18 protein-coding genes are annotated in these 23,687 nt (G+C 69.5%); 14 read left to right on the top strand and 4 right to left on the bottom strand.

All coding sequences use genetic code 11. The features are described from left to right. Nucleotides 1-359 precede the first annotated feature (359 nt). Entirely contained in the window at nucleotides 360-1,448 is a 1,089-nt protein-coding gene (locus CFB43_RS33095; protein ID WP_089498358.1) for an aldose epimerase family protein, read from the bottom strand. 26 nt (nucleotides 1,449-1,474) lie between these two features. After that, nucleotides 1,475-2,674, bottom strand: coding sequence for a XylR family transcriptional regulator (locus CFB43_RS33100; protein ID WP_089498359.1), 1,200 nt, complete (start codon nucleotides 2,672-2,674; stop codon nucleotides 1,475-1,477). 266 nt (nucleotides 2,675-2,940) lie between these two features. On the opposite strand from CFB43_RS33100, the gene xylA reads away from it, so the two are divergent. The 12 genes from xylA to CFB43_RS33165 all read left to right on the top strand — a co-directional run bounded on the left by xylA (nucleotide 2,941) and on the right by CFB43_RS33165 (nucleotide 17,577). Further along, a complete protein-coding gene (gene xylA, locus CFB43_RS33110; protein WP_089498360.1) occupies nucleotides 2,941-4,263 on the top strand; it encodes a xylose isomerase in 1,323 nt (440 codons plus the stop codon). Between the two features lie 4 nt (nucleotides 4,264-4,267). Next, entirely contained in the window at nucleotides 4,268-5,746 is a 1,479-nt protein-coding gene (xylB, locus tag CFB43_RS33115) for a xylulokinase (protein ID WP_089498361.1), read from the top strand. A 125-nt stretch (nucleotides 5,747-5,871) separates the two neighbouring features. Continuing rightward, a complete protein-coding gene (xylF, locus tag CFB43_RS33120; RefSeq protein WP_089498362.1) occupies nucleotides 5,872-6,900 on the top strand; it encodes a D-xylose ABC transporter substrate-binding protein in 1,029 nt (342 codons plus the stop codon). A gap of 60 nt (nucleotides 6,901-6,960) precedes the next feature. Further along, nucleotides 6,961-8,520 (top strand): D-xylose ABC transporter ATP-binding protein, encoded by a 1,560-nt coding sequence (gene xylG / locus CFB43_RS33125; RefSeq protein WP_089498363.1) that lies wholly within the window; start codon nucleotides 6,961-6,963, stop codon nucleotides 8,518-8,520. Beyond that, nucleotides 8,517-9,728 (top strand): sugar ABC transporter permease, encoded by a 1,212-nt coding sequence (locus CFB43_RS33130; RefSeq protein ID WP_089498364.1) that lies wholly within the window; start codon nucleotides 8,517-8,519, stop codon nucleotides 9,726-9,728. Before xylG ends, CFB43_RS33130 begins: the two co-directional genes overlap by 4 nt. A 37-nt stretch (nucleotides 9,729-9,765) precedes the next feature. Then, nucleotides 9,766-10,083 carry a hypothetical protein gene (locus CFB43_RS33135; protein WP_089498365.1) on the top strand — a complete coding sequence of 106 codons (318 nt, stop codon included), beginning with the start codon at nucleotides 9,766-9,768 and terminating at the stop codon, nucleotides 10,081-10,083. A 490-nt stretch (nucleotides 10,084-10,573) separates the two neighbouring features. After that, nucleotides 10,574-12,064 carry a sensor histidine kinase gene (locus CFB43_RS33140; RefSeq protein WP_089499035.1) on the top strand — a complete coding sequence of 497 codons (1,491 nt, stop codon included), beginning with the start codon at nucleotides 10,574-10,576 and terminating at the stop codon, nucleotides 12,062-12,064. Next, on the top strand, nucleotides 12,046-13,422 hold the full coding sequence (locus CFB43_RS33145; protein ID WP_089498366.1) for a sigma-54-dependent transcriptional regulator: 1,377 nt from the start codon (nucleotides 12,046-12,048) through the stop codon (nucleotides 13,420-13,422). Before CFB43_RS33140 ends, CFB43_RS33145 begins: the two co-directional genes overlap by 19 nt. Nucleotides 13,423-13,799: 377 nt before the next feature. Next, a complete protein-coding gene (locus tag CFB43_RS33150) occupies nucleotides 13,800-14,372 on the top strand; it encodes a hypothetical protein (RefSeq protein WP_256990169.1) in 573 nt (190 codons plus the stop codon). A gap of 42 nt (nucleotides 14,373-14,414) precedes the next feature. Then, nucleotides 14,415-14,963, top strand: a complete 549-nt coding sequence (locus tag CFB43_RS33155; protein ID WP_089498368.1) for a hypothetical protein — start codon at nucleotides 14,415-14,417, stop codon at nucleotides 14,961-14,963. 21 nt (nucleotides 14,964-14,984) lie between these two features. Beyond that, nucleotides 14,985-16,286, top strand: a complete 1,302-nt coding sequence (locus tag CFB43_RS33160; protein WP_089498369.1) for an MFS transporter — start codon at nucleotides 14,985-14,987, stop codon at nucleotides 16,284-16,286. Between the two features lie 37 nt (nucleotides 16,287-16,323). Further along, the gene (locus CFB43_RS33165) at nucleotides 16,324-17,577 is read left to right on the top strand and encodes an arsenic transporter (protein ID WP_089498370.1); all 1,254 of its coding nucleotides are present in this window, start codon (nucleotides 16,324-16,326) and stop codon (nucleotides 17,575-17,577) included. Between the two features lie 36 nt (nucleotides 17,578-17,613). Here CFB43_RS33165 and CFB43_RS33170 read toward each other — a convergent pair whose 3' ends face one another. Both CFB43_RS33170 and CFB43_RS33175 read right to left on the bottom strand, forming a co-directional pair. Beyond that, nucleotides 17,614-19,719, bottom strand: a complete 2,106-nt coding sequence (locus CFB43_RS33170; protein WP_089498371.1) for a TonB-dependent siderophore receptor — start codon at nucleotides 19,717-19,719, stop codon at nucleotides 17,614-17,616. Between the two features lie 438 nt (nucleotides 19,720-20,157). Further along, complete coding sequence (locus tag CFB43_RS33175) at nucleotides 20,158-20,859, bottom strand: FadR/GntR family transcriptional regulator (RefSeq protein WP_089498372.1); 702 nt, start codon at nucleotides 20,857-20,859, stop codon at nucleotides 20,158-20,160. Between the two features lie 233 nt (nucleotides 20,860-21,092). Between CFB43_RS33175 and CFB43_RS33180 the strand changes: the two genes are divergently transcribed. Next, nucleotides 21,093-22,637, top strand: coding sequence for a sugar ABC transporter ATP-binding protein (locus tag CFB43_RS33180; RefSeq protein ID WP_089498373.1), 1,545 nt, complete (start codon nucleotides 21,093-21,095; stop codon nucleotides 22,635-22,637). Continuing rightward, nucleotides 22,630-23,661, top strand: a complete 1,032-nt coding sequence (locus CFB43_RS33185) for an ABC transporter permease (protein WP_011549867.1) — start codon at nucleotides 22,630-22,632, stop codon at nucleotides 23,659-23,661. Before CFB43_RS33180 ends, CFB43_RS33185 begins: the two co-directional genes overlap by 8 nt. The last annotated feature ends 26 nt before the right edge of the window (nucleotides 23,662-23,687 follow it).

Raw genomic sequence — 23,687 nt, forward strand, 5'->3', positions numbered from 1 at the left:
GGCGCGAAGCGAAGCGGTGCCCGCCGCTCGGCGCGGGGTGTCGCCCGCCCGATGAGCCACGAGCGGCGGGTGCGCGGATTGATGCAGGCGGACGAGCGGGCAAATGGCGCAACCGGCGCAACCGGCGTCTTGCGCGGCGATTCTTCCGACGACGGCGCGCCCGAGCGCGCCGCACACGCGACGCCAGTCGGTATACGGATCGTGTAGCTAAACTGAATATCCGCAGAGAGTGGCGCGTAATATTTTGATGTCGCCCCTTGGCTGGAAGCGGGTTTTATGCGCTGCGCCCTATGCGGTTCCGGGAATCCTCCCGGTGCGACGTTCTGCCAGGAATGCCAGGCCGTGCTGTCCCGCGCCCGCTATGCCTGAACGGCCACCCGATACCGGGTGGTCTGTCGATAGACGGCGTCCGGATGAAGGATCACGGCGCCGCTCAGGCCGGCCATGTTCACCTGGTTCGGAAAGCCGCCCGCCTCCAGGCACAGCGCCGCGTGTGGCGTGCAACGTGTGCCGCCGCTCACGCGCAGGCCATCGAGATAGTTGCCCGTATAGAGTTGCAGGCCCCGCTGATCGGTCGACACGATCAGCTCGCGGCCGCTTTCCGGATCGTAGACGCGTGCGACGGGCCGGGCCTCGTGCGCGCCGTCGCCCAGGACGAAGCAGTGATCGAAGCCGCGCGCGCGGGCCAGTTGCGCGTTCGGCCAGTCGAGGCGCGCGCCGATCGGCGCGCTGTGCCGGAAATCGAACGCGGTACCCGTCACGTCGGCCGTGCCGGTCGGGATCAGCGCCTCGTCCACTTCGAGGAACGCGTCGGCGTCGATCTGCAGCAGATGGCCGCGCACGTCGCTGCCCGGGCGCCCGTTCAGGTTGAAGTAGCTGTGATTCGTCAGGTTCAGCGGTGTCGGGGCATCGGTCCGCCCCGTATAGTCGATCGTCAGCGTGCCGGCGTCGTCGAGCGTGTAGCGAACCTGCACGGTCACGTTGCCCGGAAAGCCTGCGTCGCCTTCCGGCGAATCGAGTCGAAGCGTCAGCCCGCCGCAGTCGTGGATCACGTCCCAGCGCGCGCGATGAAAGCCGTTCGCGCCGCCGTGCAGCAGGTTGCCGTTCTCGTTGCGGTCGAGCGGGTAGCCGATGCCGTCGAGTTCGAAGCGCGCACCGGCGATCCGGTTCGCCCAGCGGCCGACCGTCGCGCCGAGGTACGCGCCGGATTCGAGGTACTCGGCCGGCGTGTCGTGCGCGAGCACGATATCGGCAAGGCGCCCCGTGCGATCGGGCGCGAGCCACGACACGACGGTCGCGCCGAGGTCGCTGATGCCGACGCGCATCCCGTGCGCGTTGCGCAGCGTGTAGCGTCGAACGGGTTCGCCGTCGGGCAGCGTGCCCCACGGCTCGGCATGCACGCGCGCCGCGCCGTGCGTCAGGGAGGAAGAATCGGTATCGATGTGCATGGTGGAGGTCAAATGGGCGGCGGCCGTCAGCAAGAGGCTGAGGCGGCCGCACGTTCCTGATATTCGCGCGGGGTGCAGCCGAGTTCGCGCCGGAACACCGCGTACATGTATTGAAGCGACGTGAACCCGCAACGGATCGCGACTTCTGCGCTCGACGCTTGCCGGCCGGCGAGCAGCGCCTGCGCGGCTTCGAGTTTGTGGCGCAGGATTTCCTGGTGGACGGTGCGCTGCAGTTCGCGCCGGAAGTGCTCCTCGAGCAGCGAACGCGACACGCCGACGTAGTCGGCAACCTGTTCGGTCTTGATCCCCTGGCACGCGTACTGGCGAATGAAATGCCGCGCGCGCATCACGTGCGGGCTCGCCAGCGGCTGATGGCGCGTCGATTCGAGCACGTTGATGCCGACCGGCGGCACGAGAATGCGCTGCCCGGGAAAACGCGCGCCGCGCAGCATCCGGTGCAGCAGGTGCGCGGCGGTACGGCCCATTTCCTCGGTGCCCTGGATCACCGACGACAGCGGAATGCGCGTCAGCGTGCGCGTGAGCGGATCGTTGTCGATGCCGATGATCGCCACCTGTTCCGGCACCGCGATCCCGGCGATCAGGCAGGCCTGCAGCAGGTGCCGCGCACGCGCATCGGTCACGGCGATCACGCCGACGGGCTTCGGCAGCGCATGCAGCCAGTCGATCAGCTGCTCGATCGCGTGATTCCAGCCCGACGCGCTCGTCGACAGCCCGCGGTAGATCGGCGCATCGAGCCCGTCCGCGCGCGCGAGCCGGTCGAAGGCGAGCTCGCGCTGCTGCGCCCACCGGTTCTCCTGCGCGATCGGCAGGCTGTACATCGCGAAGTGCGCGAGCCCTGCGCCGATCAGGTGCGTATAGGCGAGCGACACGAGCTTCGGGTTGTCCGTCGCGATATAGGGGACATCGTCGGGATACTGGGCCGGATCCTCATACGACGAGCCGACCGCGACGACCGGCAGCGGCGAGCTGGCGAGTGCGCTGGCGACGGCGGGATCGTCGAAATCCGCGATGATGCCGTCGCCGTCGAAGCGCTCGATGCCGGTGAGCCGGCAGCGGAAGTCGTCTTCGAGGAACAGGTCCCACACGACGCGCGTCGTGTGCAGGTACTGGCCGATGCCGCTGATGATCTCGCGGTCGTAGACCTTGTTCGCGTTGAACAGCAGCGCGATGCGATGCGGTGTCTGGGCGGAAGGGACGCGTGTCATCTCGATCTCGGGGCACCTGCGTCGAGGGGCGCGGTGCCGTTGTCTCCGGGGCGCGCCCGGGTCGGCGGCGCGCGGTGTCTGGTGTTTGGCGATTGTAGGGCGGAACGCGCGCCGCGCGCAGCGGCTGGCAAGAAACATTAAGCGTGCTGCGCAATTTCGCAATTGCCGCCCGGCAGGGGCGCGGGCACGATCCAGCCTACCGAATTCGGCCGCGTGCGCCACCCCGACGCACGTTGCGCTGCAACAAGACCCAGCACGGAGACGCCATGTCGTATTTCGAACACATTCCCGCGATTCGCTACGAAGGCCCGCAGTCGGACAATCCGCTCGCGTACCACCATTACGACCCCGAGCGGCGCGTGCTGGGCAAGACGCTCGCCGAGCATCTGCGGATCGCGGTGTGCTACTGGCACACGTTCGTGTGGCCGGGGCACGACATCTTCGGGCAGGGCGCGTTCCGGCGGCCGTGGCAGCAGCCGGGCGATGCGCTCGAACGCGCGCGGCTGAAGGCCGATGCGGCATTCGAATTCTTCACGAAGCTCGGCACGCCGTTCTATACGTTCCATGACACCGACGTCGCGCCGGAAGGCGACAGCCTGCGCGAATACGCGGCCAATTTCGCGCGGATGGTCGACTATCTCGGCGAGCGCCAGCAGGCGAGCGGCGTGCGGCTCCTGTGGGGCACCGCGAACCTGTTCTCGCACCCGCGCTTCGCGGCCGGCGCCGCGACGAACCCGAACCCCGACGTGTTCGCGTGGGCCGCGACCCAGGTGTGCCATGCGCTCGACGCGACGCACCGGCTCGGCGGCGAGAACTACGTGCTGTGGGGCGGGCGGGAAGGGTACGAGACGCTGCTCAATACCGACCTGAAGCGCGAACGCGACCAGTTCGCCCGCTTCCTGTCGATGGTCGTCGAGCACAAGCACCGGATCGGCTTCAAGGGCGCGCTGCTGATCGAGCCGAAGCCGCAGGAGCCGACCAAGCACCAGTACGACTACGACGTCGCGACCGTGCATGGCTTCCTCGTGCAGTACGGATTGCAGAACGAGATCCGCGTGAACATCGAGGCGAATCACGCCACGCTTGCCGGCCATTCATTCCATCACGAGATCGCGAATGCGTTCGCGCTCGGCGTGTTCGGCAGCGTCGACGCGAACCGCGGCGATCCGCAGAACGGCTGGGACACCGACCAGTTCCCGAACAGCGTCGAGGAGCTGACGCTCGCGTTCTACGAAATCCTGCGCCACGGCGGCTTCACGACCGGCGGGATGAACTTCGACGCGAAGGTGCGCCGCCAGAGCATCGATCCGGAAGATCTGTTCTACGGCCACGTCGGCGCGATCGACGTGCTCGCGCTCGCGCTCGAACGCGCGGCGGTGCTGGTCGAGAACGACCGGCTCGACGCGCTGCGCCGGCAACGCTATGCGCGGTGGGACGACGCGTTCGGCCGCAAGATCCTCGCGGGCGACTATACGCTGGAGTCGCTCGCGGCCGAGGCGCTCGCGCGCGGCGTGAACCCGCAGCACGTGAGCGGCGCGCAGGAGCGCTGCGAGAACATCGTCAACCAGGCGATCTACGGGCTGCGCTGACGCCATGTACATCGGACTCGATCTCGGCACGTCGGGCGTGAAGGCGGTGCTGCTCGACCGCGACGGTGCGGTGCGCGCGAGCGCGAGCCGCCCGCTCGCGGTGAGCCGGCCGCAACCGCGCTGGTCCGAGCAGGCCCCGCGCGACTGGTGGGATGCCGCGTGCGGCGTGCTGGCCGCACTCGTGTCGGACGCGCGCACGGCGGGTATCGATCCGCGCGACATCGACGCACTCGGACTGACCGGCCAGATGCACGGCGCGACGCTGCTCGACGCGCACGGTGATGTATTGCGCCCCGCGATTCTGTGGAACGATGGCCGCGCGGATGCGGAGTGCGCGGAACTCGAACGACTCGCGCCCACGCTGCGCGCCGTGGCCGGCAACATCGCGATGCCGGGTTTCACCGCGCCGAAGCTGCTGTGGGTACGCCGTCACGAACCCGACGTGTTCGCACGCATCGCCCACGTGCTGCTGCCGAAGGACTACCTGCGCTACCGGCTGACCGGCGCATTCGCGACCGATCCGTCGGATGCCGCCGGCACGCTGTGGCTCGACGTCGCGAAGCGCGATTACGACGACACGCTGCTGGCCGCCTGCGGGCTGTCGCGCGCGCAGATGCCGGCCGTGTTCGAAGGCAATCGCATCACCGGCACGCTGGCGCCGGCCGTCGCACGCGCGCTCGGGCTGCGCGAGATCCCGGTGGTGGCGGGCGGCGGCGACAACGCGGCCGGCGCGGTGGGCGTCGGGATCGTGCGGCCCGGCGATGCGCTGCTGTCGCTGGGCACGTCGGGCGTTTATTTCGCGGTGTCCGACGGGTTTCGCGCGAATCCCGAATCGGCGGTGCACAGCTTCTGTCACGCGCTGCCGCAGACGTGGCACCTGATGTCCGTGATGCTGAACGCGGCAGGCTGCGTCGACTTCACCGCGCAACTGGCCGGTTACGACGGCGTCGCGGCGCTGCTCGACGATGCCGAGACGCATGCGCGCGAGAGCCGACCGTGGTTTTTGCCTTACCTGAGCGGCGAGCGTACGCCGCACAACGACGTGAATGCGAAGGGCGTGTTCTATGGGCTCACACCCGACACGCAGCGTGCGGATCTCGCGAACGCGACGCTCGAAGGCGTCGGCTTCGCGCTGCTCGACGGCATCGACGCGTTGCATGCGGCCGGGCTCGCGCCCGACAGCATCACGGTGATCGGCGGCGGCTCGCGCAGCGCGTACTGGACGCAGATGCTTGCCGACCTGAGCGGCCGTGCGCTGACCTTGCGCGCGGGCGGCGAGGTGGGGCCGGCATTGGGTGCGGCGCGCCTCGCGCATCTCGCGCTCGAACCGGATGCGCCGCTCGACGACGTGTGCCCGCAGCCGCCGGTCATCGCGGTACGCGAGCCGGACATGGCGCGCCACGCGTGGTATCGCGACGCGCGGCGGCCGACGTTTCGCGCGCTTTACCGTGCGCTCGAACCGGTGTTTGCCACGGGCGCTTGACGGGCGGATCGCTGATGCGATGCGCGTCGCACGATGCCGTGCTTTGCAGTGACTCGATGCGGGCGGCGCATTCCGGCGGCCTCCCGCGGTTCGTGAGGTGGTTCCATAACAAGGAGTCTGGAGACATGAAAACCGTGACGCGTCGTACCGTATTGAGTTCGCTTGCCGGCGCCGCTGCGCTGGCGCTGTTCGCGCTGGGCGCACCGCTCGCGCATGCGAGCAAGGACAAGCCCGAAATCGGCTTCTGCATCGACGACCTGCGCGTCGAGCGCTGGTCGCGCGATCGCGACTATTTCGTCGCGGCCGCGACGAAGCTCGGCGCGAAGGTGTCGGTGCAGTCGGCCGACGCGAGCGAGGAGCGGCAGATTTCGCAGATCGAGAACCTGATCTCGCGCGGCGTCGACGTGATCGTGATCGTGCCGTTCAATTCGAAGACGCTCGGCAACGTCGTCGCCGAAGCGAGGAAGGCCGGCATCAAGGTCGTGTCGTACGACCGGCTGATCCTCGACGCGGACGTCGATGCGTACATCTCGTTCGACAACGAGAAGGTCGGCGAGCTGCAGGCGCAGGGCGTCTACGACGCGAAGCCGAAGGGCAATTACTTCCTGCTCGGCGGCGCACCGACCGACAACAACGCGAAGATGCTGCGCGAAGGACAACTGAAGGTGCTGAAGCCCGCGATCGATCGCGGCGACATCAAGGTCGTCGGCCAGCAGTGGGTGCCCGAATGGAGCGCGTCGACCGCGCTGCGCATCACCGAGGATGCGCTGACCGCGAACAACAACAAGATCGATGCGATCGTCGCGTCGAACGACGGCACGGCCGGCGGCGCGATCCAGGCGCTCGCGGCGCAGCATCTGGCCGGCAAGGTGCCGGTATCCGGGCAGGACGCGGATCTCGCGGCGGTCAAGCGCGTGATCGCCGGCACGCAGACGATGACCGTCTACAAGCCGCTCAAGCTGATCGCGAGCGAAGCGGCCAAGCTGGCCGTGGATCTCGCGAAGGGCACGAAGCCCGCGTTCAACGCGCAGTACGACAACGGCAGGAAGAAGGTCGACACCGTGCTGCTGCAGCCGACGCTGCTGACCAAGCGCAACGTCGACGTCGTCGTGAAGGACGGCTTCTATACCCAGGCGCAGCTGGCGAGCCAGTAACGGCGCGACGCGCGGGCGGCTTACCGGCGCGCCCGCGCGCATCCTGCGAGGCAAGAACGAATGACGGAACCCTTGCTGACGATGCGCGGCATCGTCAAGACCTTCGACGGCGTGAAAGCGCTCGACGGCATCGATCTCACCGTGCGGCCCGGCGAATGCGTCGGGCTGTGCGGCGAGAACGGCGCGGGCAAGTCGACGCTGATGAAAGTGCTGTCGGGTGTCTATCCGCACGGCACGTGGGACGGCGACATCCGCTGGGAAGGCGCGCCGCTCGCGGCATCCGGCGTGCGTGACACGGAGCGGGCGGGCATCGTGATCATCCACCAGGAGCTGATGCTCGTGCCCGAACTGTCGGTGGCCGAGAACATCTTCCTCGGCAACGAGATCACGCTGCCGGGCGGGCGCATGCACTTCGCCGCGATGGTCCGGCGCGCCGAGGAACTGCTGCGCGAATTGCGGATCGACTCGATCAACGTCGCGCAGCCGGTGATGAACTACGGCGGCGGCCACCAGCAGTTGATCGAGATCGCGAAGGCGTTGAACAAGGACGCGAAGCTGCTGATCCTCGACGAACCGTCGTCGTCGCTGAGCGCCGCCGAAACGCGCATCCTGCTCGACATCGTGCGCGACCTGAAGCGGCGCGGCGTCGCGTGCGTGTACATCTCGCACAAGCTCGACGAGGTCGCGGCCGTCTGCGATACGGTCACCGTGATTCGCGACGGCCGTCATGTCGCCACCGAGGCGATGCGCGCGCTGACCACCGACCGCATCATCGCGATGATGGTCGGCCGCGAGATCCGCGACCTGTATCCGCGCGAGCCGCACGAGATCGGCGAGGTCGTGCTGGAAGCGCGGAACGTGACCTGCCGCGACGTGACGAACGCGCGCCGCAAGCGGGTCGACGACGTGTCGTTCAGCGTGCGGCGCGGCGAGATCCTCGGCGTCGCCGGGCTCGTGGGCGCGGGCCGCACCGAGCTGATGCAGGCGATCTTCGGCGCGTATCCGGGCGCGTGCACGGCGACCGTGCTGATGAGCGGCCGGGTGCTGTCGATCCGCTCGCCGGCCGACGCGATCCGCGCCGGGATCGCGATGGTGCCCGAGGACCGCAAGCGCCACGGCATCGTGCCGCAGCTCGGCGTGGGCCACAACATCACGCTGGCGGTGCTGCGGCGCTTCGCGGCGCGCGGGCGGATCGACGCGGCCGCCGAACTCGATGCGATCCGCACCGAGATGCAGCGGCTGTCGGTGCGCGCCGCGCATCCGTTCCTGCCGATCGCGAGCCTGTCCGGCGGCAACCAGCAGAAGGCGGTGCTCGCCAAGATGCTGCTGGCCGAGCCGCAGGTGCTGATCCTCGACGAGCCGACGCGCGGCGTCGACGTGGGCGCGAAGGTGGAGATCTACCGGCTGATCTTCGCGCTGGCGAAGCGCGGCGTCGCGTTGATCGTCGTGTCGTCGGAGCTGCCCGAGGTGCTCGGGCTGGCCGATCGCGTGCTGGTGATCGGCGAAGGCGAGTTGCGCGGCGATTTCGTCAACGACGGCCTCACGCAGGAACAGATTCTCGGCGCCGCGCTGAAGCCCGCGCGACTGTCCACCGAACCCACCGCAATGAGCGCGACATGAATTCCGAACTTTCTTCCTCGACCCCGGCGACGCCGGCCGCCGACGCGCAGCGTTCCGCCGGCCGCACGGCGCGGCTGCCGCTTCGCCAGATCTTCGCGCGCTACAAGCTGCTCGCGCTGCTGCTGGCGGTCGTCGTGATCTGGACGTTCTTCTCGGTGCTGACGGACGGCGCGTTCGTCACACCGCGCAACGTCTCGAACCTGCTGCGGCAGATGTCGATCACCGGCATGCTCGCGTGCGGGATGGTGTTCGTCATCATCGCGGGCGAGATCGACCTGTCGGTCGGTTCGCTGCTCGGGCTGCTCGGCGGCGTCGCGGCGATCCTCGACGTCAACCGCCACTGGCCGGTCGCGGCGACGATCCCGGCCGTGCTCGCGCTCGGCGTGCTGATCGGGCTGTTCAACGGCTGGTGGTCGACCTACCGGCGCGTGCCGTCGTTCATCGTCGGGCTGGGCGGGATGCTCGCGTTCCGCGGGATCCTGCTCGGCGTGACGGGCGGCTCGACGATCGCGCCGGTATCGGACGGCTTCGTGTTCATCGGGCAGGGCTATCTGCCGCGCCTGGCGGGGGACGGCCTCGCGATTCTGCTGTTCGCGCTCGTGTTGCTGCTGGTGGTGCGGCAGCGCGCGACGCGGCGGCGCTACCGGCTCGCGGTCGCGCCGCGGTGGCAGGACGTCGCGAAGGTCGTCGGCGCGGGCGCGGTGCTGTTCGCGTTCGTCGCGACGCTCGACCGTTACGGCGGTATCCCGGTGCCCGTGCTGCTGCTGCTCGTGCTGCTCGGCGTGTTCTCGTGGATCGCGACGCAGACCGTGTTCGGGCGGCGCATCTACGCCGTCGGTTCCAACCTGGAGGCGACGCGGCTGTCGGGCGTCGACACCGACCGCGTGAAGCTCGCGATCTTCGCGCTGATGGGGCTGATGTGTGCGTTTGCCGGCCTGGTGAACACGGCGCGGCTCGCTGCCGGGTCGCCGTCCGCCGGCTCGATGGGCGAACTCGATGCGATCGCCGCGTGCTTCATCGGCGGCACGTCGATGCGCGGCGGGTCGGGCACCGTCTACGGCGCGCTGATCGGCGCGCTCGTGATGGCGAGCCTCGACAACGGCATGTCGATGCTGGACGTCGACGCGTACTGGCAGATGATCGTCAAGGGCGCCGTGCTGGTGCTGGCGGTGTGGATCGACGTGGTGTCGCGGTCGAACCGGCGGTGACGCGCCGGTCGGTCGCGAGTCGACAACGAGGAAGACCATGGAACGAAACACGATGCGCGTGCCGGAGGTGGCCGTGCTGGCGGCCGGGCCGTTCGCGATGCCGGACGACGGTTCCGTGCTGGGCCTGGCTGACCCGCGCGACCGGCAGGTGATCGCGGATGCATTGCGCGCGCTGCTGCGCGAGCGTGCCGAAGCGCTCGCGTTCGCGACGCGCATGGCCGACCAGTGCGGCAGGCCGCGGCCCGATGCGGCCGATTTCGCGCTGACCGACATCATTCGGCTCGTTCGTATCGTCGAGCGGATCGAGCGGGACGGTGTGGCGAAGCGCGCTGCCGTGCCCGTGGACGCACGCTGACGGGAGAGGCGGCCGACGCGGCCAACGCGCCGGCCGAAAACCGATTGCGCCGCGCACGCCGCGCGGTCGACGTTCAACGCGGCGAATCGAATCGCACGCCGATTGGGGGCGAGGATTCCCCGCGTCGCGGGCTGACGCGGCCGTTGCCAGATAACGCGTCATTGACCCGCCCGCTCCCGACGCGCATCCTGCGCGGTCGCCGCCGCTTCCCGCCGCTGTCGTCGTCTGCGTTCGGGATGGCATGACTTGCGGCGGCCGGAGCGGGTGCAGCAAGGTGCGAACGGAAACGACGCGCATGGGGGCTCGACGGGAAGCGTCGGGCTGGACGCTGGGCCGAAGGCCGTCCAGCGCCCGAGGTTTTCGCCCGGCTTTCCGGGGCGAGCCGGTGCCGCCGGCCCGGCAGGACGCCCGTGCGCTGCATGGCGAGCGTGGCGGCTTCGCACGACAGGCGATACGCTATGCTGTCGTCCTCAGCCGCCAGCCCGATCCGATGAAGCGTCCGTCGTTTTCCACCCAACTCGTCATGCTCTGGGCACTCGTCGCGGCGCTGTGCGCGACGCTGGTCGCGGTCGTCTGGATCACCGCGAGTTCCGCCGAGAGTCAGCAGGTCGCGAGCGCGAAGGCTGCCGGCGCGTCGGCATGCGAGGCGGTCGCGTCGCGTTACAGCGCGTCTTCCGCGTCGCCAGGCGCCGGGCCGGCCCCGGAGCTGATGCATGCGATCCTCGATATCGTGCTCTCCCGTGCCCCCGACATGGAAGGCGGGTTCTGGATGCCCGGCGCCGCCTCTGCGGCGAGCGGCTTTCTCGCGTATTCCTTTCCCACCTACCAGGGCAGCGGCGTCAAACACGACGTACCGGAAGCGGAAACGCCGCTGATCCTCCGCACGCTGCGCGCCGCGGCCGCGACGCATGCCGCGACCGCGAACGTCGTCGAAGGCGCGCAGGATGCCGTGATCGCGGCGGCCTGCCCGGTACGCGGCGGATCGGGTCTGTACGTGTGGATGCTGACGCGTGCGCGCCCGCCGCTGGGCCGGCACGGCGAGCTGCTGGCCACGGGCCTCGCGGCCGTCCTCGCCGTGATTCTGGCGATCGCGGCGGCGCTGGCCGTGGCGCTGCGCCGATGGAAGCGCAATCTCGCGCGGATCGAGAGCGGGCTGGGCCCCGACGGTCGCGCGCATCACCTGCCGTACGTCGGCGAGCCCGATCTCGACCGCGTCATCGACGCGTTCAACGAGCGGGCGCGGCGCGCGGACCTGCTGCAACAGCAGGCCGACGAACTGCGCACGCGCCTCGCGCAGGCCGAACGCTTCGGCATGCTGGGCAAGCTCGCCGCGCAGGTCGCGCACGAGATTCGCAATCCGATGGGCGCGATGCGGTTGAAGGCGGAAAACGCGCTGGCCGGCGACGGCCGGCGGCAGCAGGACGCGCTGCGCGTGATCCTCGCGCAGATCGAGCGCATCGATGGGCAATTGTCGAGCCTGCTCGCGCTGACGCAGCCGGTGCGCCCGCATGCGACCCGGGTCGACGTCGACGCTTGGCTCGCGCAGGTCGTCGACGCGCACCGCGAGCTGGCGCAGCGGCAAGCGATCGACCTGACGCTGTCGCTCGCGGGGCAGGGCGAACGGCTGGCATGGCCGTCGGATCGTCCTGCTTTCGATCCCGACCAGATGCGGCGGGCGCTCGACAATCTGCTGCTCAACGCGCTGCACCATGCGGGCGACGGCGGCGCGGTCACGCTCGCCGCCGAGCGGCGCATGTTCGCCGGGCGCGACTGGCTGTGCCTCACCGTGTCGGACAGCGGCCCCGGCGTGCCGGCCGCGCAGCGCGAGCGGATTTTCGAGCCGTTCGTGACGGGCCGCGCGGATGGCACGGGCCTCGGTCTTGCCGTCGTCCGCGAAGTGGCGGCGGCGCACGGCGGGCACGCGCGCCTCGACGGGGGCGCCGCATTCGTGATTGAAATTCCATGGCAAACATCCTCATAGTCGACGACGACGCGGCCTTTCGCGACAGCCTCGCCGAAACGCTCGCCGATCTCGGTCATCGGGCCGTCGAGGCCGCCTCCGGCCGCGCCGCGCTCAGCGCGCTGCGCGACGACGGTGGCGTCGAATGCATCTTTCTGGATTTCCGCCTGCCGGATCTGGACGGGCTCGCCGTGCTCGCGCAACTGCGCGACGATCCCGCGCTGGCCGCGATTCCGGTCGTCATGCTGACGGCCCATGCGACCAGCGACAACACGATCGAAGCGATGCGGCTCGGCGCGTTCGATCACCTGACGAAGCCGATCGGGCGTCGCGACATCGCGCAACTGCTCGAACGCATCGTGTCGGCGAATCAGCCGCCCGCGCGCGCGCCGGGCGACAGCGATTTCGCGGGCGAGCCGTCGGCGGACCGACCGCGGCTGCTGGGCGTGAGCGCCGCGATGCGCGACGTGCAGAAGCAGGTCGGCCGCGCCGCGATGAGCGACGCGACCGTGCTCCTGACCGGCGAGACGGGCACGGGCAAGGAGGTGGCCGCCCGCGTGCTGCATGCGGCATCGGCCCGGCATGCGGGGCCGTTCGTCGCTGTCAACTGCGCGGCCATTCCGGCCGACCTGCTCGAAAGCGAGTTGTTCGGGCATCGTCGCGGCGCGTTCACGGGCGCGCATGCCGATCGCGCGGGGCGGCTCGTGGAGGCCGATGGCGGCACGCTCTTTCTCGACGAGATCGGCGACATGCCCGCCGCGATGCAGGCGAAGCTGCTGCGCGCGCTGCAGGAGCGCCAGGTGATGCCGCTCGGCGCGGATCGCGCCACGGCGATCGACATTCGCGTCGTGGCCGCGACGCACCGCGACCTCGCCGCAGCTGTCGCGGACGGCACGTTCCGCGAAGACCTTTTCTATCGGCTGAACGTCATTCCGCTGCACCTGCCGCCGCTCGCGGAGCGTGTGGCCGACATCCTTCCGCTCGCCGCGCATTTCCTCGGCAGCGCGGCAGGCATGCGCGCGCTGCATCTGACGAACGACGCCCAGCGCGCGTTGCTCGATCACCGCTGGCCGGGCAACGTGCGGGAACTGCGCAACGTAATGGAGCGGGCGGCCGCGCTCGCCCCCGGGCCGGCCATTGGCGCGGCCGATCTCGGCCTGGCCGCCGTGCCGGCGCGCGAATCGGTCTCGGATGCGGTGCCGGCGCACCTGCTCGACATGCCGCTGCCCGATGCACTGGCGACGGTCGAGCGCGCGGCGATCCTGCGCGCGCTCGAGCGCGCGAACGGCAACCGCGCGGAGGCCGCGAGGCAGCTCGGGATCGGCCGCCAGTCGCTCTATGCGCGCATGGCGAATCTCGGGATCGAGCGCGACGACTAGGCCAGGCGCGCCGTTTCGACTGTCGGGAATGCCGACATCCGGTGAAGCGACGTGTCGGGAAATCCGACAGGTTTCGCGCGCGTCGTCGTTCGGCGCACGGCCACGCGGGGCGTCGCGGGTTGGCACGGGTATTGCAATTATCGATGCATCGCAACCCGTCGCCGGAGCCCGTCATGAAGTCGTACCTGCCTGTCGTTCGATCACGGCCGCGGCGCCGTGCCGCCGTGCGCCGCTCGTCTCGCATGCTCTGCGCGGCCGCGCTCGTTGCCGTCGCAACGGTCAGCGTGGCGCAGGTGCCGCCCGCACCGCGCGCGGAAGATCCGGCCGGCGCCATGCCGCCGCCTGCTCCTCCTCGGCCTCACGCGCTGGTGCCTGCCGTGCCCGGAAACGACACCGCACGGCATGCGCTGGTGTCCGGCACGCTGTCGCGCCTGACGATCAATCCGGAAGGCACCGTCGACGGCTTCGTGTTCTCCGACGGCACGCTCGTCCGCCTGCCGCCGCATCTCGGTTCGCAACTGACGGCACTCGTGAAGACGGGCGACCGCGTGACGGTCGCCGGCGAACGACGCATCGACGATGAAATCCGTGCCCGCGTCGTCCGCAATGACGGCACCGGCGCGTCGCTGTCCGATCAACCGCCTGCGCCCGTCGCGCCGGTGCCACCCATGCTGCGCGGCGTCAACCTCGCCCGCCTGAGCGTGTCCGGCGTCGTGCGCCGCGTGACGCGCGCGCCGCGCGGCGAGCCGGACGGCGTGATGCTCGACAGCGGCGCGATCGTCAAGCTGACCGTTCCGGCCGCCCAGCAATTCGGCGCGCTGCTCGTCCCCGGCGAGCGCGTGGCCGCGGTCGGCTACGGCACGCGCAACGCCTACGGCGAAGCGCTGCAGGCGACGGCGTTCGGCGCGCCGGGCCATGTCGTGAATCTCTATGACGATGTCGCGCGCTGAGCGCGCGCCGCTTTTCCTCAATCCATCGAAAGGAGTCCTGCCATGCATTGGATCGATCCCGCCTGCCTGCCCGAAACGCGCGGCCGCGTCACGCAGTTCCTGCTCAATCCGCACGGAGACATCGACGGCCTGATCCTGAACGGCGACCTGCAGGTGCACGTGCCGCCGCATCTGGGCCACGAACTGGTGCGCCGTGTCGCGGTCGGCGACCGCATCCGCGTGCGGGGCGTCAAGCCGCGTCGCGCCGAGATGATCGCGGCCGTGCAACTGACCGGCCGCGACGGCGTCGACATCGTCGACGACGGGCCCGCGCATGCGGCGCCGGCGAAGCCGACGCACCCCGCTCGCACTCCGCTGGAATCGAGCGGCGAAGTCGCGTTTGCGCTGCACGGCCCGAAAGGCGAGTTGAACGGCGCGTTGCTGACGAGCGGCGTCGCGTTGCGGGTGCCGCCGCATGCGGCTGAAGCGCTGCACGATTATCTGCGTCCCGGTGTCCATGTGCAGGCGTGGGGGCACGGCGTCGTCACGCCGCACGGCACGACGCTCGACGTGAGCGAGATCGCCGAGCTCGTCGATGCGGATGCCGAATGATCGTGCGACCGTGAGGCGGCCATGAGAGCGGCACGCGCGCTCGAAGCGCTCAACTTCTTCCTGGCCGACGTGCAGGCCGGCATCGGCCCGTTCATCGGCGTCATCCTGCTGTCGCGCGGCTGGGGCGCCGATGCGATCGGCTCGGTCATGACGCTGGCCGGGCTCGCCGCGATGGCCGCGACGCCGTTGGCCGGCGCGCTCGTCGATACGGTGCACGCGAAGCGGGCGCTGATCGTCGTCGCGACCGCGGTGACGGCGCTCGCGTCGCTGGCGATGAGGTTCGTCCACGGCTATCCGGCGGTGGCGGCGTCGCAGGTCGTGGCGGCGGTCAGCGGCGCGGTGCTGGCGCCGGCCGCCGCGGGCGTGACGCTCGGCATCGTGCGTCGGCAAGGTTTCGACCGGCAGTTCGGGCGCAACCAGATGGCGAACCACGCCGGCAACGTCGCCGGTGCGGCGCTCGCCGGGTGGCTCGGCTGGCATGTCGGATTCGACGCGGTGTTCGCGCTGGTCGGCGTATTCACGCTCCTCGCCATCGCGAGCACGCTGGCGATTCCCGGGCACGCGATCGATCACGCGTCCGCACGGGGTCTCGATCCCGCCGGTGCCGCACCGGGAACGGATGCGGCGCATCCGCATGCGTCGGATGCGGCGCCGGCATCGGCATCGGCATCGGCGTCGACGTCCGCGCCGGCATCGCGCGTCGGCGGCCTGCGCACGCTCGCCGACAACCGGCCGCTGGTGCTGCTCGGCGCATCGCTCGCGCTGTTTCATCTCGGCAACGCGGCGATGCTGCCGCTCTACGGGATGGGCGTCGTCGTCACGCATCGCAGCAACCCGAGCGCGTTCACCGCCCAGACGATCGTCATCGCACAGTGCGTGATGATCGCGGCGGCGTGGCTCGCGCCCCGGCTGATTCGCGCGCACGGTTACTGGCGGGTGCTGCTGTTCTCGTACCTCGTGCTGCCGGTGCGCGGGCTGGTCGCCGCGGCGTGGCTGAGCGAAGCGGGCGTGTGGCCGGTGCAGGTGCTCGACGGCATCGGCGCCGGCCTGCAAAGCGTAGTCGTGCCCGCACTCGTCGTTCGCCTGCTGCATGGCTCCGGCCGCGTGAATGCCGGGCAGGGCGCGGTCGCGACCGCGCAGGGCATCGGCGCGGCGCTCAGTCCCGTGCTGGGCGGCGTGCTCGCGCAACACTTCGGCTATCCGTCCGCGTTCGTCGTGCTGGGCGCCGTGTCGACGGGCTCGCTCGCGCTGTGGCTCGGTCATGCGCGTTCGCTGGGCCGCGTGTGCGGCAAGCCCGCCGATCTATCGGCGACATCGTCGTGAAGGCGATGTCGATTTCCATGTCTCCGCCTACTTACCCATGAATCCTGTTTCGCTTGCCTGGCTGATTTCCGCGCTCGCCACCGCGGGCGTCATCACGCGTCCGTTCGGCTGGCCCGAGGCCATCTGGGCCGTGAGCGGCGCGCTGCTGCTGGTCGTGTTGAACCTGTTACCGGCTGCCCAGGCGCTGGACGCCGTCGCGAAAGGCGGCGACGTGTACCTCTTCCTGACGGGCATGATGCTGCTGTCCGAGGCGGCCCGTCGCGAGGGGCTGTTCGACTGGGTCGCGACGCATGTCGTCAATCTCGCGCAGGGCTCGCCGCGGCGGTTGTTCGCGTTGATCTACGGGGTCGGCGTCGTCACCACGGTGTTCCTGTCGAACGATGCGACCGCCGTCGTGCTGACGCCCGCGGTGCTTGCCGCCGCGCGCCGCGCGAAGGCCGACCCGATGCCGCTGCTTTACAGCTGCGCGCTCGTCGCCAATGCCGCGAGTTTCGTGCTGCCGATTTCGAATCCGGCGAACCTGGTGCTGTACGGTGCGCACATGCCGGCGCTCGGCGTCTGGCTCGCGCACTTCGCGGCGCCGTCCGTCGCGTCGATCGTCTGCACGTTCGTGATGCTGCGGATCGTGCAGCGACGTGCGCTGTCCGGCCGTTGCGAGTCCGCGCTGCCGGTGCAGCCGCTGACGCGCGGCGGGCGCATCGCGCTGGCGGGCATCGCCGCGACGGCCGTCGCGCTGATGGCGGTGTCGGTCGCCGATCGCCCGCTCGGGTTGCCGACCGCGCTGGCGGGCGTCGTCACGGTCGCGTGCGTGGCGATGCGCGATCGCGCGGCGTGCGTGCCGATCGTTCGCGAGATTTCCTGGAGCGTGTTGCCGCTCGTCGCGGGGCTGTTCGTCGTCGTCGAGACGCTCGACCGGACCGGCGCGGTGCGCGCGCTGGCGGGCCTGCTGCACCTGCTGATGCAAAGCGGCGAGCACGTCGCGGCGGCCGTGGCCGGCGTCGCGGTCGCGCTGGTGTCGAACGGGGTCAACAACCTGCCCGCCGGGCTGATCGCGAGTTCGACGATCCACGCCGCGAACAGCCCGCAAACGGTGGTCGACGCGATTCTGATCGGCGTGGATCTTGGCCCGAACCTGTCGATCACCGGTTCGCTCGCGACGATTCTGTGGCTGGCGGCGATCCGGCGCGAAGGGCTGCAGGTCGGTTTCCGCGCATTCCTCGCGGTCGGCGCGTGCGTGATGCCGCCTGCGCTGCTGCTCGCGCTGGGCGTGCGGTTCGCGGTCGGCGGCTGACGCGCGAGGTGCGTCGCGTCAGCCGCCCCGGCTGCGCTAGAACGAGTACGCGAGCGACGCGAACAGGCTGCGCGGCGCGCCCGGCGTGACCCACAGGCTGTTGTACGAGCTGACGTAGGTGGTGCGGTTGAACAGGTTGTTCAGCACGACCGACGCCCGCAGGTGCTTGTTGACCTGCACGTAGCCGTTGAGCTGCACGGTCGCGTAGGCCGGCAGCTCGAAGCCGTCCTGCGTGTTGGCCGTGTTGCCGGCGCGGCGGCCGACGTAGATCACGCCGGCGCCGGCGCCGGCCTTGTCCGCGAACGGCAGGGTCGTCTCGTACATCAGCAGCGCGCTGCCGCTCAGCCGCGGTATGTCGACGAGCCGCGCGCCGGGCGTCAGCACCGTATCGCGCGTGACTTCGGCATCGACGTACGCGAGGTTGACGAGGCCGCGCAAGCCGTGGCCCAGGTCGCCGCTCCATTCGAATTCGACACCGCGGCTGCGCACTTCGCCGGCCGCGCGCGAGAAGCCGGCATTCGCGGGATCGGCGGTGAGCACGTTGCGCTTGGTCACGTAGAACGCCGAGACGGTCGTGAGCGAGCGCGCGCCCGCCCATTTCGCGCCGGCTTCGTAGCCGTGGCCTTTCTCGGGATCGAACGCGTTGCCGCCGACGTCCGCGCCGTTGTTCGGCCGGAACGAATACGCGGTGTTCGCATAGAACGACCACGCGGGGCTCATTTCATACACGACGCCGAGACGCGGGCTCACCGCGGTCTGCAACTGGCTCGTCGTCACGCCGTTCAGGCGGTTGTCGATCGACTGGTGGAAACGATCCCAGCGCAGCCCGGCCAGGATCTTCCAGTGCGGCCCGAACGCGAGCGTGTCCTGCGCGTAGACGCCTTGGCCGTTATCGCGTTCGAGCAGGTTGGTCGCGGTGCGCGGCGTCGGCGCGGGCTGGCCGTAGACCGGATCGAAGATGTCGATCGCATACGGCGCCGCGGCGCTCGGCGTCGAGCGCGTGACGAACTGGTCGTAGTTGAAGCGGTACGCATCGACACCCATCACGAGCGTATGGCCGATGCCGCCGGTGCGGAACGTGCCGGTGGTTTCGAGCCGGCCTTGCAGGTCGTTCGAGTGAAACGCGACTTGCCGGTAGCGGCGCCACAGCGTGCGGCCGTCCGGCTGCAACGCGAATGCCTCGGACGAGCGCCCCGACAAGTCGGTGTTGCGTTGCGCGAAGCCGGCATTGATCGACCAGCTCGAATCGATGCGATGCTCGAGCGTGAACTGATGGCCCGTGTTGCGCACGTCGTAGTCGCCGTCGCGCGGCTCGCCGAGAAAGCGCGACGCGGGGATCACGCCCAGCTGGCCGTTGACCGCCAGCACGCCGCGATCGAGCGGCGCACGCTGGCGCGCGCTCTCGAATTCGTAGTGGAGCGTCGTGTCCGCGCCGATGTCCCACGTGAACGACGGCGAGAACAGGTAGCGCTTGCTCGACACCGTGTCGCGAAAGCTGCCGTTGTTCTCGTTCATCGCGACGAAGCGGTACGCGAGCGTTTTCGTGACGGGGCCGGTCGAATCGAGCGTCTGACGCAATGCGCCGTAGCTGCCGGCCGACACGCCGATGGTGTTCGCGCGGGCGAACTGCGGCTGCTTCGTCGTATAGCTGATGATCCCGCCCGGATCGCCGCGGCCATACAGCGCGGACGCCGGCCCCTTGAGCACCTCCATGCGCTCGAGGCTGACGGTGTCGCGCGGCACGCTCATCCCGCGATTCCACGAAAAGCCGTTGACCAGGTAGTCGGTGCCGGACGTGCCGCCGTCGCCGGCGAAGCCGCGCACCGCGTAGTTGTCCCACAGGCCGCCGAAGTTGTTCTGGCGCGACACGCCCGCGACCCAGTCGTACAGATCGTCGCCGCGCGTGGCGGCCACCGTCTGGATCAGCTTCGTATCGACGCTGCTGACCGCGAACGGAATCTCCATCACGTCCGCCTCGCTGCGCGTCGCGCTCGTCGATTCGCGCGTGCGGAACGGCGCCGTCGCGCGTTGCGCGGACACCTCGATGGTCGGCAGCGCCGTCTCCTGCGCGTCGGCGGCGCCCATGCCGGCCGTGCCGACGACGATGGCCAGCGGTGCGGCCGCCCAGTTCCTCCTGCTCATACCCGTCCTTTTCCTCTTTTGTGTCGTTCGCGTTCGGGCACGGCGGGCGGCATTGCGCCGGCATCTGTGTTCCAAACAGTACATTTGCGCGGCAATTTAATGCAAATGAGAGGCATTTGCAATCGTAATTTTGAGATGGGGTGGGTACATGACGACGGGCGGTGTGGCGGCGGTCGCGGAACGCGTGGAATCGCGCTTTTCGCGACGCCAGGGAGCGGCGGTTCTTCGTCCAGCGGAAAGCGGCGACCGGCAATGTCCGGGTCGTCGCGTCTTGCGTGGTTCGATCAGGCAGGCCGACGTCGAGCGACGTCACGCCCGCGCGGGTTGCCGCGCGGGCTCGAATCACGCATCAGCGGATTTCATGGCGGTCGGCACGGTTCATCCCGTGGCGCCGTGCGTCGTGGTGCGACGCCGTGCGTGCCGGTGCCCGTGCGTGGGTCAATCCGGATCGGCTTTCAGCCCACCCTCGATCCACCGCGCTTCGGACGCGCGAAGGTGCGCGCGGATCGCCGTCTGGGCCGCGATCGGGTCGCCGGCCTGCAACGCGAGCAGCACGTCCTCGTGCTCGCGCACCGCGGCGGTCCACGTCTGCGGATTCTCCGCGTGGCCGCGCATCGCGGTGGCGATCGGGTCGTGGCGGCTGTCGAACAGCTCGCCGACGAAGCGGGTGAGCACCGAGTTGCCGGCCGCTTCCGCGATCAGCATGTGGAACTGCCGGTCGGCTTCGACCGGCGATTTGCCGGCCTCCGCCAGCCGCTTCATGCGCTGCACCGTGCGGCGCAGGCGCTCGAGCATCGCGGCCGTCATCCGGGCCGCGGCCAGCGCGGCGACGCTGCCTTCGATGGCCGCGCGCGCCTGCATCAATTCCGACGGACTGTCGCCGAGCGTGGCCATCGGGCCGACCGCGTCGGCCGCCGTGTCGCGCACGTACACGCCGGAGCCCATCCGGATCTCGATCTGGCCGCCGATTTCCAGCGCGATCAGCGCCTCGCGAAGCGACGGGCGCGAGACGCCGAGCGTCAGCGCCAGCTCGCGCTCCGGCGGCAGCCGCTCGCCGATCGCGAATTCGCCCTGACGAATCAACGCGACGATCTGGGCCGCGACGGATTGGTAAAGCCGCTTGGGTTCTGTCGATTTCATCCGATGGAGTGGGATCAATGCGCTTTGGGCGCAAGCGCGTGTCGCGGAGTCTATCACGCCTGCCGCATCGCCCCGCGTGGCGGCGAGTTCATCCCGATGTCCGGGTTTTCACTGTTGGTAAGATCAGATTGAAATAGTTAAATTGGCTTGACCAAAACAGGTTTGGTTGCTGTAATTCATCCGAATTGGACTGACCAGGGAGTGCCGAGGTCGATCCACCTCAAGGAGACGCAATGGCAATGCCTCGCAATCTGCCCGGTCAGGCGGCGCACGACGCAGCGGACCGGGAGATCCTGCGCCTGGACGGGATTCGCAAGCGCTTTCCGGGCGTCCTCGCACTCGACGGGATTCGCCTCGACCTGCGCCGCGGCGAGGTGCATGCGGTGTGCGGCGAAAACGGCGCGGGCAAATCGACGCTGATGAAGATCATCAGCGGCCAGTACCTGCCCGACGACGGCGTCGTTCACTATCGCGGCGCGCCGGTGCAATTTCGTTCGGCATCCGAAGCGCAGGCGGCAGGCATCTCGATCATTCACCAGGAACTCAATCTCGTCCCGCACCTGAGCGTGGCGGAGAACCTGTTCCTCGCACGCGAGCCGCGGCGCGGGCCGTTCGTCGATACGAAGCGCATGAACGCGGATGCGGCGCGCTGCATCGCCCGCATCGGGCTGAACGTGGCCCCGACGACGAAGGTCGGCGTGCTGTCCATCGCGCAGCAGCAGATGGTCGAGATCGCGAAGGCGCTGTCGCACGACGCGCGCGTGCTGATCATGGACGAGCCCACGTCGTCGCTGACGGAAGCGGAAACGGTGCAGCTCTTTCGCATCATCGAGGAGCTGCGCGCCGACGGCGTGGCGATTCTGTATATCTCGCACCGGCTCGACGAAATGGCGCAGATCGTCGATCGCGTGACGGTGCTGCGCGACGGGCGCCACATCTCGACGGACGCGTTCGCCGACGTGAGCCTCGACGACATCGTCGCGCGCATGGTCGGACGCACGCTCGACGACGCCTATCCGTCACGGCAATCGGTGCCGACCGACGAGGTGCTGCTCGACGTGCGCGAGCTGCGCCGCGACGGCGTGTTCGGGCCGGTGTCGTTCGCGCTGCGGCGCGGCGAGATTCTCGGTTTCGCGGGCTTGATGGGCGCCGGGCGCACCGAGATCGCCCGCGCGATCTTCGGCGCCGATCGCGTCGACGGCGGCACGATCGCGCTGCACGGGCGGCCCGTGACGATCCGCTCGCCGCGCGAGGCGATCCGGCACGGCATCGCGTATCTGTCGGAGGACCGCAAGAAGGAGGGGCTCGCGCTGCCGATGCCCGTCGCGGCGAATCTCACGCTCGCGAACGTGCGCGGCATCGCGTCACGCTTCGGATTCCTGCGCTTCGACGACGAGCTCGCCGTCGCGCGCCGCTACGTGCAGGACCTCGCGATTCGCACGCCGTCGGTGGACCAGCGCGTGCGCAACCTGTCCGGCGGCAACCAGCAGAAGGTCGTCATCGGCAAATGGCTGTATCGCGGCTCGAAGATCCTGTTCTTCGACGAGCCGACGCGCGGCATCGACGTCGGCGCGAAATTCGCGATCTACGGGCTGATGGACCGGCTCGCCGCCGACGGCGTCGGCGTGGTGCTGATCAGTTCGGAATTGCCGGAGCTGCTCGGCATGACCGACCGGATCGCCGTTTTTCACGAAGGTCGATTGACCGCGTTGCTCGACACGAAACACACCAGTCAGGAGGAGATCATGCACTTTGCGTCGGGGCGTTCCCATGCTTGAAATGACATCCGATCGAAGCCAGGCCGACGAACGGGCGGCGCGACAGCGGCGGCGCGACCTGATCCAGAAGTTCGCGGCGCTGGGCAGCCTCGTCGTGCTCGTGTTCGCGTTCTCGATATCGAGCGCGGCGTTCTTCTCGGTCGACAACCTGATGACGGTCGGCCTGCAGGTCACGTCGATCGCCTACCTGGGCGTTGCCGCCACCTGCGTGATCATCACGGGCGGCATCGACCTGTCGGTCGGCTCGGTGCTCGCGCTGGCCGGCGTCTGCGCGGCGCTGCTGGTCAAGGCCGGCGTGCCGGTGCCCGCCGCGATGGCGGCCGGCATCCTGGTCGGCGCGCTGTGCGGGCTCGTCAACGGCATCTGCGTGACGCAGATGGGCCTGCCGCCGTTCATCGCGACGCTCGGCATGATGCTCGTCGCGCGCGGCATCGCGCTGCAGATCACCGGCGCGCGGCCGGTATCGGATCTCGGCGACGCGTTCGGTGCGCTCGGTAACGGCGCGCTGCTGCGGATCTCGCGCATCGGCGCGGACGGGTTCCCCGACACGACCTTTCCCGGCATTCCGTATCCGGTCGTGATCATGGTCGTGCTGTTCGTCGTGGTGTCCGTGCTGCTGTCGAGAACGTCGCTGGGCCGCCACATCTATGCGGTCGGGTCGAACGCGGAAGCGGCCCGGCTGTCGGGCGTGAACGTGCAGGGCGTGAAGCTGTTCACCTACGTGCTCTCGGGCGCGCTCGCCGGCGTGACCGGCTGCGTGCTGATGTCGCGGCTCGTCACCGGGCAGCCGAACGAAGGCGTGATGTACGAGCTCGACGCGATCGCCAGCTCGGTCATCGGCGGCACGTCGCTGATGGGCGGCGTCGGCACGATCTCGGGCACGGCGATCGGCGCGTTCGTGATCGGCGTGCTGCGCAACGGCCTGAACATGAACGGCGTATCGAGCTTCATCCAGCAGATCATCATCGGCGTCGTGATCCTCGGCACGGTGTGGATCGACCAGTTGCGCAATCGCCGGCCCTGACCGGCAGCAAGCAGTCCCTACCCACG

The sequence above is a fragment of the Burkholderia sp. AU15512 genome, assembly GCF_002223325.1.
GTDB lineage: Bacteria > Pseudomonadota > Gammaproteobacteria > Burkholderiales > Burkholderiaceae > Burkholderia.